Here is a 13,633-nt window from a genome sequence, read left to right as displayed (position 1 = left end):
TGCTGACTATATCAATGTGATTTTGGCAAACTTTCTTTTGCCAACTTGATAAATATCTGACGTTTTTTGTTTCAATATAAGCTGTGTATCTTCAACCTTATCACCGTTAATTTTAACTGCACCTTGTTTAATCATGCGAATCGCTTCAGAGGTGCTTGAGACCAAACCTGCTAACTTCAAAACATTCGCAATTGGCATATTATCTTTCACTAATGTAATAGTCTCTTCAGGCATATCCTCTGGTATCTGATTCTTTTGAAAACGATCAATAAAGTTTTGATGCGCTTTTTGTGCTGCATCTTCACTATGAAAGCGTGCAATAATCTCTTTGGCTAAATCAATCTTAATGTCACGTGGATTTTCACCATTGCTAACCGCTTCTTTTAAGCTTTCAATTTCAGTCATCGGCTTAAAGCTTAACAACTCATAATAACGCCACATAAGCTCATCCGAAATCGACATAATTTTACCAAACATCTCATCTGCTGGCTCTTCAATACCGATATAGTTATTCGCTGATTTAGACATTTTTTTGACGCCATCTAATCCTTCTAATAACGGCATAGTGATAATCACTTGCGGCTCTTGTCCCGCTTGCTTTTGCAGCTCGCGCCCCATCAATAAGTTAAATTTCTGATCCGTACCTCCTAACTCAATATCAGCAACCATCGCTACCGAATCATAACCTTGCACTAGCGGGTATAAAAACTCATGAATTGCAATACCTTGTCCAGACCTATAGCGTTTAGAGAAATCGTCACGCTCAAGCATTCTTGCAACAGTCTGTTTTGACGCAAGTTTAATCATGTCACTCGCTGTCATCTGATCAAACCAGTCACCATTGCGTTTAACAATCGTTTTCTCTTGATCTAGAATTTTGAAAATTTGCTTTTGATAGGTTTTAGCATTCTCCTCGACATCTGCCGCTGACAATGGTGGGCGCGTTGTATTTTTTCCCGTTGGATCACCAATTTGTGCCGTGAAATTACCGATTAAAAAGTGAACTTCATGACCTAAATCTTGTAGTTGACGCAATTTATTGATCACCACAGTATGCCCTAAATGGATATCAGGTGCTGTGGGATCGCAACCAAATTTGACAATAAGCGGTTTTTTTTTCTTTAATTTAGCGATTAAATCTTCTTCTAAAAGCACCTCTTCGGCGCCACGCTTAATGACACTTAACGTTTCTTCAATGCGATACATTGTGATCTTTTTACCTTTTTGTATTTATATACCCACCAAACTGCTTCTATGTATACCAATATTAGCTACAAAACGCAATTGCCACTGACAACTATCAACAACTCTAGCTGTAGATGCTGCCTTAAATTAGCTAAATGCTACATTTTCCGGTAAACTCAGCGCCAGTGACAGTGACCACGATACTTTTATGCATGAGACAATATAGCACTAAGCAAAGCAAAAACAGTAAGCGACTAAAAGAAAATAAGCTATCAGACAACAAAATTAAGCATGCACCAAAGCATAAGTGGCGCTTTCTCTTCACATTTTTTCTTATTATTGCCGTCTTTCTTGTGCTGGTTTATCGACTACTTTATCTTGAAACCAAGGATCATGACTTTCTGTCCAAGCATGGACAAAATGAAAGTCATCGCACCGTTGATTTGGATGCAACACGCGGCATCATCTATGATCGCAATGGCATTCCGTTGGCCGTAAGTACGAATCTGTATAAAGTTATTTTAGATATCAAAGTCTTAAAAGATTATCCTGAAAAATATCAAAAGATTAATGAAGCAAATATTGATGGTCTTTCATTAAATGACATTCAAACGCTCATCGCCAAATATCCTAATAAACAATATTATATCGCTGCACAGTTTGTTGAACCCTCAAAAATCGATGATTTAAAAGCCTTAAATATCCCAGGGGTTGCGATTGAAGATCAAAACAGAACCTATTACCCTAAAGCCAATGAAATTGCTCCCCTTATTGGTTTTACTAATATTTCCAATAAAGGGCAAGATGGCTTGATGCTGACCTATCAAGATAAATTACATGCTGAAGAAGGTGCTTTGTCCAGTACTTTGGATGGCAAGGGACATGCCATAAGTTTCAATGATAAACCTCAACATTATCATTTAGGCAAAAGTATTTATTTAACAATTGACAGTAATATTCAAAGCTTTGCTTATCAGGCCCTTAAAAAAGGCGTGATTGATACCAATGCCGACTCGGGCGCTGCCGTTGTTGTTGATCCAAAAAATGGCGAAATTTTGGCACTTGCAAGCTACCCGAGCTTTAATCCTAACAACTTCAATGAACATACTGGCAAAGCCATTGCCCTACAACCAGTTATTGAAACCTTTGAACCTGGCTCAACCATTAAGCCATTTTTTATCTCTCAAGCACTTCTTTCAGGTAAATATACACCCGATAGCATGATCGATACTAGCCCAGGCTACTATTTCTTACATGGGCATCGCATTCGTGATGATGCCAACTTTGGGGATATCACATTGACACAAATCCTTGAAAAATCCAGTAACGTTGGTGTCAGCAAAGTCACCTTAACACTAGATAAAGAAAAAGTTTATAATTTCTTGTCAAGCTTAGGTTTTGGGCAACCATCAACCATTGATTTCCCACTTGCTACCAATGGCTATCTGCCACCTTTGAGCTCATTAAGCGAGTTTGAGTTTGCAACCCTTTCATTTGGTTATGCATTAAGTAGCTCAGCATTACAATTAGCGCATGCTTATACAATTTTTGGTAACAATGGCAAGCTTTGCCCTATGCGTCTAATTAAGCCCAAACACTCAAGTGATATCAACTGCCGACAAGTCTTACCTGAAGATATTACTAAAGAGGTATTAGCTATGCTGCAAACAGTGGTCAGCATTCATGGCACTGGAGTACTTGCTAATATCCCAGGTTTTGATGTTGCTGGCAAAACGGGAACCTCGCATCGTGTTGCCAATGGTAAATTCGTTAATGAATATAACGCAATTTTTGCAGGTGTCGCTCCGGTTAAAAATCCAAGACTTTCAATTGTCGTTTGGATCAACAACCCTAAAGGTAGCCACTTTTATCAATTTGGTGGCGTTTCAGCGGCACCTGTCTTTGCCAGCATTGCGCAGCATAGCTTGCAATATATGGGTGTTCCTTATCAACAACCATTAAGTGAATACGAGTTATTAAATAGAAATAAAAAGTGGTTATTACAGATTATTGCTGATAATTAGGCAGATTTTGGCATCCAGGCATTTGTCAGTGTTTTTTTAATCTCATCTTGCTGCTCTTTGTTTAAAAGATCTTCACCTACTCCACTTTCGACATTAAAACTAGCTAGTGTTTGAATAATCACATCAATCTGTTTGTTGCTTAGTACAAATTTACCAACCCCAATCTCATCAATTTGATGATCTTGAGATTCAAACCAGTCCGTTACAATGATCTCTTTGGGTTTATTTTTGTCTGCCAAATTCTTAATCATTAAGCTGCTTACTTCACGATAAAATCTTAGATCCGTTGTTTTTACACCATTGAGCTTCATAAAATCAGAACTACCATCACTATCGTAATTATTGATGACCGTACTATTGGCATTCTTGAAGTTGACTTGATATTGATCACTGCCATCACCACCAACTAGGATATTGTTATCCCCATGGGCGATCAATCTATCATCTCCTTCTTGACCTTCAAGCAAATCATCACCATTTCTAGCACGAAGCATATCATTACCTTGACCACCAAAAAGCTGATCTTGACCATCATTTCCTGCATATAACCTATCGTCTCCAGCATCACCATGCAAAGTGTTATCTCCCCATTGTGCATAAACTGTATCATCACCAGCACCTGCATAAATAATATCATTGCCCTTACCAGCATAAATCATATCACTTCCCTCTTTACTATTGACAATATCACTCCCACCTCCAGCATATATGGTATTTCCATAAACTATTGGATATACGCTATTTCCATCAGCGGGCATTTGCCCAGGATAAAGTACATGAGTAACTTCACCATAGTCATTATTGTTAATGGTAATGACATCATCTCCAGCACCTGCGCGAATAATATTTTCACCACCCTGAACTTCAATAAGATCATCGCCACGACCTGTGATGATCCTATTATTACCATTGCCTGCATAGACTTCATTGTCACCATGGCCAGCTTTAATCACATTATCACCATCATAGGCATACACAATATCATTACCGTTTCCGCTATAAATTTGGTTATTTCCATCGCCCACATCGATCTCATTATCACCATGTCCGGCACGAATGACATTATGACCATCGCCTAATTCAATGTAATCATCACCTGCCCCTGTCATAATGATATTGTCACCATTATAAGCATATATTTGATTATCACCGGCTCCTAATTTCACGGTGTTATTACCATCTCCCAAATTCACCGAATCATCCCCATTCCCTGCATAGATTATGTTATCTCCATCACCCGTATCCAGTTCATTATCACCATGACCGAGTTTAATTACATTATTGCCATCTTCAACGTAAACATAATCATAGTCAGCGCCACCATAGATTTGATTGTCACCACTACCTGCTTGAATGGCGTTTTCACCATGTCCCGCTTTAATGATATTATCACCCTTACCCACATAGATAGTGTCATTGCCCTTTCCTGTTCTAATACTGTTGTTGCCATTGCCAGTCTCTATATCATTCTCACCATGCCCTGCCCTAATCAAGTTATCACCATCACCAACATCTATTCGATCATCACCACTTCCAGCTGTAATGGTATTATTCCCTTGACCCGCATCAACCCAGTTATTACCGGCTTTGGCATAAATAACATCATTACCTGCATAGGTTTCGATATAGTCATCACCCCTGCTACCTATGCGATGTAAACTATCATTCATGGCACTATATTTACTTTCATCATTTAATAGCTCTGCAATTGAATGCGTATTACCCGCGCTGTCAATAATGGTTTCAACACTTAAGCCGGCAAAATAACCACTAAGCTTGATACTGCTGCGATAAAAGCTACCATTATTTTGATAACTGCCCGCTTGCTCAAAATCACTGTTGAATGCAATGATAGAAAGATCGTCCTGTTCACGTAGAAAATACAGCACATCCATCGCAATGTCTTTAAGCAAAACAGCGTCTTCAGCATTCAACACATCGGCAACAATCACATCATCATTGAAAGAAAGGTTAGATAGCACATAACGATCAGCACCTAAACCACCCGCTAGATAATCATGATTTCCACCTCCATCTAAAATATCGTTACCTTCAGTGCCTTGCAAATACTCACGCTTGCCAATTCCTTGAATATAGTTCACCTGCTCAACCTCATCAAAGCGTGTTAAAGTCACACTGTTATGAAAGGTCCTTTCCTCACCATTGACCTCCATGCTCATGGCTTTATGTGGCGTTAGTTGCCAACGCTCGGTGCCGTTGTTAAATTCAAGATATGTCGATGAAGAATAGTCCCGTTTATCCTCATCATAATCTTTGGTCATGCCATAATCTACTAGGGTAATATTAAGTCCTTTCTTCTCGGAAATGAATATTAAATCTTTGATATGCCACTTAAGATAACGCTCCCCTAGCTTTGAATGAAGTTGCGAAAATGACGTTAAATTGATCTGATTAAAATCACTTAATTGGATACCCTCATTAAATACTAACGTTGAGCTGTTCCCAGTGATTTGTCGTGATAAATCCACTTTTTTAACTTTATCTTCTCCATCCATTGCCGAAAAAACATAACGATTATGCCCTGTTTCACCATACAGATAGTCATTACCTTTGCCACCGATTAAAGTATCATTGCCTGCTCCTGCTATTAATCGATCATTACCCAAACCGCCATCAAGTGTATCATCACCAGCATTTCCCTCTAAATTATCATTCCCATCTTGCCCATACATCAAATCATTTTCATTACTACCTATTAGCTTATCATCATAAGGTGTTCCTCTTACCGTAGCTGGATCAAGTAACCTATGGGATCTATCGACTATTGCGTCATCGGCGAAAATAAACTGGTTCACACCTGAGCGGTAATTCGCTGTCGTGGTGTAAAAGTTTTTTAACACAATCTCATCCTGATTATTTGCATGCTTAACAATAAGATCATCTAGATTTTTAACAAAGAATACATCATCAAGCATAATTCCATCTGTAAACACTATGGTATCATTCACGAACTGCCCACTACTGTACAAGTGAGTGACTTGAATTTCATCTCTACCAAAGTTTATGCCAAATATATAGCGATTATTCCCATGCCCTCCAACTAAAAGATCATTGCCCTGCCCACCATTTAATATATCATCTCCGTCATTGCCATATAATCGATCATCACCCTCACCACCAAAAATCTCATCATCGCCTTTACCTCCATATAAATGATCACTTCCAGATACCCCTTCTAAAATATCATTAGCAATCGTCCCATGAAAGCTATCTGCCTGATCAGTCCCCACATAATGAACATTCTCAGGTGCAATATTAAAAACCTCATCTCCTCGTTGCCAAACTGTACCGCTTGCAAACTCAATCCGTGATACTTTGCCTAAATCGACATAATCATCAAGCGCTTTATAAAAATTAGTAAGCCTAACACTATCATGCTCATTGATTGTTAATTGCAAATCATACTCAATCCTTTTAAGAGAAATAGTTTCAGGAGTGATGCCAGCAGAGAAACGTAATACATCATTAAAAATGTCATTAATTGCTCCCTTATCTTTATCACTAAATAGATAATCCACTATATAAGTGCCATCATAATTAAAGCCAATACGCCCTTGCGCATCCAAAAAGGCATTCTTCAAAATAACATCATGCCCATCACCTAAATGGTAAATATAAGTCGATTGATTACGATAACCACTAACAATTATATCATTGCCTTTACCAGCTTCCGTTATGGTATAGCTATTTGCTAGAAATTTTTCCCCACTCACACCGCCGTCAGTAATGCTGTTATATACTTCTGATAGCATAGCTCCTGATATAATAATATCATTGCCATCACCACCAAAAACTTTGTTGTTTCCAGCTCTGGCAACAATCACATCGTTACCCTCACCACCATCTAAAATATTATTGCTGCCACCTCCATGCAAGACATCATCCCCCGCCTCACCATATAACGCATCAGCAGTAACATACTCACTAGAATAATATTGTCTTCTTTCATCATAGGTTGGCATATCTGATACTAGGAAATCATTACCATCGCCACCAAAAATAATATCGTTATAAAAATGTCCACGTTCGGTATAGATCCAATCATCACCATCACCGCCATCAACATAATTAAATGCTAAACTACCGCTTGGACTTGTTGTGTACCATCTAGAGGTATCTATCGGGTTGATCACATCATTTTGATCACTACCAATGACAATTTCATTGCCTTGAATAGTGTGTTCTATAGACTCCTTAAGCATATGTATGTCACTAATCACACCATTTTTAAAGCGATATGATTGTATTTGTGATAGCTCAGACAGTTGATTACTATCAATCGTTCTTAACATATTTGCCAAGGTTTTGTTGCTATCCCAACCAAGCGCTGATAGCTGATTATTTTCTATCGTGTTAAGCGATAATAACAAACCGACTGTAGCAATCGTATCAATCTGTACACTATCCATAAAATACTGATCAATAGCCTCAAAACTTATCGCTAATTTCCCCTGATCATCGATATAAAATTCAATCATATTAACAAAGCGTTGATAGTCGTGTGCTTTAAAAACATTATTCTCAACAGACAACAGCAATTTATCATACGCACTATTAATCAATGGTGCTTGCTGTGGGAAACCTATAAACATCGCATCGTTTAGCACTAAATCTTCATTACTATTAAATCTCATCACATTTGACCAATTACCAATGGACACACGAATCTCTGAGTTTGCCCCATTCTCGATGAGAGTATAGTCCAGCATATGACTAAAATTAAATGCTTCAAGTACAGCAATCCTCTCTAAACGCTGACGTGTTTCATCACTAATTTCAAAGCCAACCTTTGCACCAGAGTCGAGCACTAACCCTTCCAAAGTTGTAATAGCTGATGTAAACCCTTCAGCTGATTGTGCCCATGCACTGACAAGCGTTTGATATAAACTTTTTCGCTGTTGATAGCTATCTGTTTGTATAATACTTTGCACAACATTAGCAATGTCTGGATTGAGTAATGCCGCTTGATTTAAGTCTCTAACAGCCCCTGATCCTTTCATATTAAAAGCCAAATCCATAGTCTCTAGCTCTTCAGAAAATTGGTGATTAAAATCATCATGATATTCACGATAAAATAAATTGGCATTAAAATCTAAAGCCGCGACGACAAAGCTCTCACCATTGACTGTGTTATAAGTTGATTTCTTAGCAATCACGCCACCGGTTGCGCCACTACCATCATCAATCGCATTTAAATCAACGCTTAAAACACCTACATCATCTAAGCTTTTAAGCTCACCATCTTGCACGACACCGTCTTGATTGCTATCTTGCCATAATTTAAGCTCACCAAATGCTGTATCATTACGATCAAAAACACCATCGGCATTATCATCCAAATCTGATAGCGCATCAAAACCATCTGTGGCTTTCTCTCCATTTGCTTTAACGGTATTGTCCCCAAATAACTCTAATCCATTATCAATCTGTCCATTTTGATCCAAATCATGTACCAGTAAAGCATCATCAGCACCAACCCAACCTGAGGCATATTTCACTTCATCCCCATTGTGATCAAATAGTACATTGCCATCAGCAGTAACTGTTTCAATACCATCAGCATCTAAATCAAAAATCAGTGGATCAGCTCGCAACGGTACTGCATTGGCTGCGGCGGTGAAATCACTGTTAATAAGGCTATCCACAAGACCACTGTCTCTTACCCGATCAAGCAAATGCTCAAGCTCTTTAAGGTCCTTTGATAAAATATCCTCTACATCATCAAATTGACCAAATATATTTTTAAAATCTGACAATCTATCTCGGGCTGCTAGCAACCCACTAAATGTTATTCCTTCGACACTTAGCATCTGATTATACAAATAATTAAACTCTTGTGCTGTAATATTCTTATTTCCTGAAATTTGTTCTAATAGATTAGACAAGAGTGTATCTGCTTTAGCAATAATACTCATATCACTACGAATTAGCTCAGAAAGTGTTGATAGAATATCTGCATAATTTATTGAATGAAGCCCCTCTGGACCTCCCATTGTTAAACGATTAACACCATTAAAATATTCCTCAGTTGACAAAATTGACAATTGTTTTGCAATATCTCCAGCATATCTTGGTTCACTCGATAACAAGTCGCTTAATAAGCGTTGTTGCATATAGTCCTGATAACTATTTGGGTTGATAAAGACATCATTATGATCTGAAATATCATTTAAAATCTCAATTTGCCCAATAACTGCTGTTGGCGTAGTAAAACCTTTTAAGATATTAATGCCTGCAGCTGCTAATATCTCTGATGCAACCTCCACACAATTATCTGAATAGCCATATGGATAAATACGATATAATGGTGGGTTATCCACTATATAGTCACCTTTCGATTGCATTGCCAGATATTGCGCCTCAGTAATATAACCCTCATAACGACTCGATGCTAACTCTCGTTCTAATGTTTCTCCTTTTGGACGTATTGCGCCAGATATTCCGGTTATAATATTTCCATCTATAGCCCCTTCCCTTTTGCCATAACTATAAATTATAGTTCCATCCTTCGTTCCATCTGATATTTTTAACCACGTGTGATAACCCTTTGGTTCACCACCTAATAAACCATCTGAAATAATGGTTACAGTATATACTTTATTACTCATCGTCACTCTCCTTAACTTTCTTTATTTTTTATTTTTAGACTTTTTATATAACCAAATAATGTTGTTAACAATTAAACTTAATACTAAAAACGGCCAGATAAATAGCATTGCAAACACATTACCCCATATTAGCAAGCCTGCTAAGTTTGATTGAGCTGATTTTAAACCACCGCTTAGCAATTTAATTGTTGGCTTGAATCTCACAAATGTTTCAAGCCCTCCTTTATATTTAATTTGAAGCTTCTGCCAACCAAAACTTAAATGAATATCTATAATGCCTTTAGCCATTGAATCACGAGCATACCATCCGCCATAAGCTAAGGTTTGCTCAGTACTAACACCAAACTGTTGAACTTCATCATCTTGATAAAGTTCCCAAAAAAATTGATATTTAATACATAATGGACCAAGCCTCCTACAATTACTGGCATTAAATAAATGCGTCTTGATATAATCAAAATCTTGACTATTCCTTTTTTGCAGTTTCAGAACTAACTCATATTTCCCAGGAAACCAAATAAAATAATCCAGCGTCACTTCAGAAGGTTTGGATAAATCAATGGGCGCACTTGCAAAGATCCCTGTTGCCAATTTGTCTGATATATACGTCACTACACAAAACAAGAGTAAAAATCCATAAAATAAAATTATTATCAACTTGAAACGCTTGTGCTTTCTGTTACCTGTATTTGCTAACATAAACGTTGCCTACCCGCCTTTATTTGGTTAAATGCGTTTACCAATGAGCTCTATCAGTTTCATTAGTTGCTTATTTTTTCCAAGCCTTCAAAAATCAGCTTTTAGCATAATCAATCCATATGATAAGAAGTCAAGCGCGGGGGATATAAAATAGAGTTGCCTCGGATTAAGCCTAGATCATTATCTCTAAAGATCAAATTTTATTCTTTAATTTTTGGAAAATCCTTCTTACGCATAAGCGTACTGCAAACAGCAATATTGCCCACAACTGTATTACGTAAACGTGGGCTGAGCATTAGTCGAAGCCCTTATAGATCTTGGCATGCCCTTCGACTTAGCTCAGGGCACAAGGTAGACTTCATTCAGGGCACGGTGTCCTCCCTGGCTTTGAGTATAAAATATTATACCTATCTCAAGCCATTTTACAGTGTCGTGATTATCGCGTTTCTAATACTCGTCACCCATTATCATCTTTCATGCAAACTCTCTTTAAATGCCTTAGCTAGTGGGCTTAAAAAATACTCAATAATTCGTCTTTCACCGGTTTTCACCTCAACTGACACTGTCATCCCTGAGCGAATAGGAAATGCTTTCCCCTGTTTGTACAACGTTGTGTGATCCAGCTTTGCGGTGACCTTAAAGACCAATCCCAAATTCTGATCTTCAATCGCATCATCACTTATCTCAATAAGCTCACCGATTAATAATCCATATTCGGTAAAGGGGTAAGTATCAACCTTTACTTGCACTTTTTGCCCTTCATGCACATAGCCAATATCTTTATTTGAGATCATGGCATTAACTTCTAGCGGGCTGTCTTTGGGAATAATTTGCAGTAATACTTGTGCCGGGGTAACCACTGCACCAATGGTATGCACAGATAGGTTCTGGACAAAACCGGTAAGCGGAGCGCTTAGACTTTGAGCCTGCTGCATCAGTTGATATTTATGGAGCTCATTACTTAAACTTTTAAAATCCCTTTGATTTAATTCAATTTGCTCTAGCACTTGCGCCAAATAGTCTGCCTTAGCACGCATAAGTGCACTGGTTTTGCTCCTAATATTTGCACTTAATTGCGCTACCGTTGCCTTGTGTTGCGCTAATGCTTGCTCAGTCTCAATTACTGCTTTTTGACTTTGTAGTACATCGGCTTTTGAGCCGTAGTCATTTTGATGCAAAGTTTGATACATGCTGTTTTGCTCACTAATAATTGGCAATGTTTTATTGAGCATTTCAAGTTGCATCTCTAGCGCTGTCTTCTCGGCTTTTGCAGCATTGATCTCAGCTATAAGATAATCGATATCTGCACTATAAGCCTGCCATTTACGCCATATAAGCTCAATCAAAGCGGCTCTTTCTGGTGGCGTTAATACTTCCGTAAACAATAGTTCGTCAATATCTACTTTTGCCAGCACATCCTTTGTTGGCAACTGTAACAATTGATAAAGACTTTGATACTCTTTCAACATAAAGTAGGCCACCTTACGCTGTTGTGTAATATTATCTATATCAGCCTGAGTAACGCGTTGATCTAACTCAATCAACACTTGCCCTTTTGTCACTAACTGACCATCTTTCACCAAAATCTTTTTAATCACGCCTTTCTCTAGTGGCTGAATTGATTTAACCTGCGCTTCGGGTACAACTTTACCTTGTGCAGTAACAACAACATCCATTTTGCCAAAACATGCCCACACTACAGCAATGACGATCAACACAACCAAAAGCCACATCATTGTGCGTGCTATCGGATGCGGTGGTTTCTCTTCAATCTCAAGTGCTAAAGGTAAGAAACTTAACTCATCCTTTTGCTGATTGCGCCTGTCTTGCCATCGCACCAGTCTGTGATAAAGTTGTGCTATCTTTCGATATAATCCTCTCATGATCTCCCCCTATGTGCTAGCAAATTGTGCGTGATAAAGCTTGGCATAGTGACCATCCACTGCTAACAGTTCATCATGACTGCCCTCTTCAATCACTTTACCTGATTCAAGATAGACAATCTTATCGCAATGCATAACTGTTGAAAGTCTGTGTGCGATAATAAACACTGTGCGATTTTGAGTGATTGCACGCATATTTTGTTGAATCATACGTTCTGATTCATAATCTAAAGCCGAAGTTGCCTCATCAAAAATAAGTATTTTAGGCTCATTGATCAATGCTCTAGCAATGGCAATACGCTGCTTTTGTCCGCCGGAGAAGTTTGCACCTTGTTCTTCTACGATGGTGTCATAACCATTTTTTAATTTGACAATAAACTCATCAGCTCCTGATAACTTGGCAGCATTGATCACCACATCCAATGACGCACCAGGGCATGTCAGCGCAATATTCTCACGAATACTGCGATTAAATAAGAAACTCTCTTGTGACACCACCCCGATCTGTTGCCTTAACCATACAGCACTTAACGCTGAAGTATCAGCACCATCTAGTAAAATACTCCCTGATTGCGGTAGGTAAAGCTTTTGTAACAGTTTTGCCAATGTGCTTTTACCCGAACCTGAGCGCCCAACAATACTAATGGATTGATTTGCCTGCACCTTGAAACTAATCTCTTTTAATACAGCTGGTGTGTTTATCCCATAATGAAATGTAAGATTTTTAAACTCAATATCTCCAGATAGTTGCGCTAATTGCTGATTATTACTTAAGGTAGATGTCTCTGCTGTTGTGTTTAAAATATCCCCTAAACGCTTTAATGAAATACGTGCCTGCTGAAAATCCTGCCATAGTTGTACCACTTTTAAAATAGGACTGGTAACACGTCCGGCAAGCATATTAAAAGCGATCAACTGACCAATGGTTAAATCACCTGAAATCACCAGATTAACACCTAGAAAAATAATCAAAAGCGTGGTTATCTTGCTAATAAATTGTGCGATTTGTGAAGTGATATTACTTAAATTACGTGCGCGGAAGTTAGTTCGCACGTAGCTTGCCAGATTATCCTCCCATTTATGTTGCATTTGTGGCTCAATCGCTGATGATTTAACCGTTTGAATCCCAGTTAATGACTCAGTCAAGAATGCTTGATTTTTGGCACCTTCTTTAAATGCCTGATCAAGGCGCGCTTTTATAGTAGTTCCAAAA

General features: G+C 38.3%; 6 protein-coding genes. 1 reads left to right on the top strand and 5 read right to left on the bottom strand.

Going from position 1 to position 13,633, the window contains the following annotated elements:
• Positions 1–6: 6 nt before the first annotated feature.
• Positions 7–1,206 (bottom strand): tyrosine--tRNA ligase, encoded by a 1,200-nt coding sequence (gene tyrS, locus DNK85_RS07425; RefSeq protein WP_119328951.1) that lies wholly within the window; start codon positions 1,204–1,206, stop codon positions 7–9.
• Between the two features lie 191 nt (positions 1,207–1,397).
• Between tyrS and DNK85_RS07420 the strand changes: the two genes are divergently transcribed.
• The gene (locus DNK85_RS07420) at positions 1,398–3,209 is read left to right on the top strand and encodes a peptidoglycan D,D-transpeptidase FtsI family protein (RefSeq protein ID WP_162896590.1); all 1,812 of its coding nucleotides are present in this window, start codon (positions 1,398–1,400) and stop codon (positions 3,207–3,209) included.
• On the opposite strand, the gene DNK85_RS07415 is transcribed toward DNK85_RS07420, so the two are convergent.
• The 4 genes from DNK85_RS07415 to DNK85_RS07400 all read right to left on the bottom strand — a co-directional run.
• Positions 3,206–9,838 (bottom strand): calcium-binding protein, encoded by a 6,633-nt coding sequence (locus DNK85_RS07415; protein WP_119328949.1) that lies wholly within the window; start codon positions 9,836–9,838, stop codon positions 3,206–3,208. The two genes, DNK85_RS07420 and DNK85_RS07415, sit on opposite strands and share 4 nt — an antisense overlap.
• Before the next feature lie 21 nt (positions 9,839–9,859).
• Complete coding sequence (locus DNK85_RS07410) at positions 9,860–10,429, bottom strand: hypothetical protein (RefSeq protein WP_208123154.1); 570 nt, start codon at positions 10,427–10,429, stop codon at positions 9,860–9,862.
• 575 nt (positions 10,430–11,004) lie between these two features.
• Positions 11,005–12,420: an HlyD family type I secretion periplasmic adaptor subunit gene (locus DNK85_RS07405; RefSeq protein ID WP_119328947.1), complete on the bottom strand. Its 1,416-nt coding sequence runs from the start codon at positions 12,418–12,420 to the stop codon at positions 11,005–11,007.
• A 9-nt stretch (positions 12,421–12,429) separates the two neighbouring features.
• On the bottom strand, positions 12,430–13,633 hold a 1,204-nt coding region (locus tag DNK85_RS07400), incomplete at its 5' end, for a peptidase domain-containing ABC transporter (RefSeq protein ID WP_119328946.1).

The organism is Cysteiniphilum halobium (genome assembly GCF_003574425.1).
GTDB classification, from domain to species: domain Bacteria; phylum Pseudomonadota; class Gammaproteobacteria; order Francisellales; family Francisellaceae; genus Caedibacter; species Caedibacter halobius.
The sequence above is the reverse complement of the archived record's forward strand: the minus strand, read 5'-3'. Positions and strand labels throughout refer to the sequence as shown.

Excerpts from the sequence above, each read along its gene's own strand:
- DNK85_RS07415 (WP_119328949.1), bottom strand. The coding sequence starts at position 9,838 with ATGAGTAATAAAGTATATACTGTAACCATTATTTCAGATGGTTTATTA.
- tyrS (WP_119328951.1), bottom strand. The coding sequence starts at position 1,206 with ATGTATCGCATTGAAGAAACGTTAAGTGTCATTAAGCGTGGCGCCGAA.
- DNK85_RS07420 (WP_162896590.1), top strand. The coding sequence starts at position 1,398 with ATGAGACAATATAGCACTAAGCAAAGCAAAAACAGTAAGCGACTAAAA.
- DNK85_RS07405 (WP_119328947.1), bottom strand. The coding sequence starts at position 12,420 with ATGAGAGGATTATATCGAAAGATAGCACAACTTTATCACAGACTGGTG.